The sequence below is a fragment of the Acinetobacter sp. NIOH-H-8 genome (assembly GCF_046635365.1).
Taxonomy (GTDB): domain Bacteria; phylum Pseudomonadota; class Gammaproteobacteria; order Pseudomonadales; family Moraxellaceae; genus Acinetobacter.
The window spans coordinates 1-447 of sequence record NZ_JBHDVN010000200.1 but is presented as its reverse complement, the minus strand read 5'-3'; the positions used below and the strand labels follow the sequence as shown (position 1 = coordinate 447).

The window sequence follows — 447 nt, the reverse complement described above, 5'->3', positions numbered from 1 at the left end:
CCGCTGGCATGGGCGCAATTCCGGCGAATATTCATTGGGGCGCACAGACGCTAACCGCAGGCGATGTGTTGCTGGTGAGCGGCACGCTCGGCGACCACGGGGCGACTATCCTTAACCTGCGTGAGCAGCTGGGGCTGGATGGCGAACTGGTCAGCGACTGCGCGGTGCTGACGCCGCTTATTCAGACGCTGCGTGACATTCCCGGCGTGAAAGCGCTGCGTGATGCCACCCGTGGTGGTGTAAATGCGGTGGTTCATGAGTTCGCGGCAGCCTGCGGTTGCGGTATTGAAATTTCTGAATCAGCGCTGCCGGTTAAACCTGCCGTGCGCGGCGTTTGCGAATTGCTGGGACTGGACGCCCTGAACTTTGCCAACGAAGGCAAACTGGTGATCGCCGTTGAACGCAACGCGGCAGAGCAAGTGCTGGCTGCGTTACATTCCCATCCAC

General features: G+C 60.6%; 1 pseudogene. It reads left to right on the top strand.

The window, feature by feature from the left end:
- Nucleotides 1-447 (top strand): annotated as a pseudogene (gene hypE, locus ACEWB7_RS17790) (hydrogenase maturation carbamoyl dehydratase HypE); the annotation flags it as partial.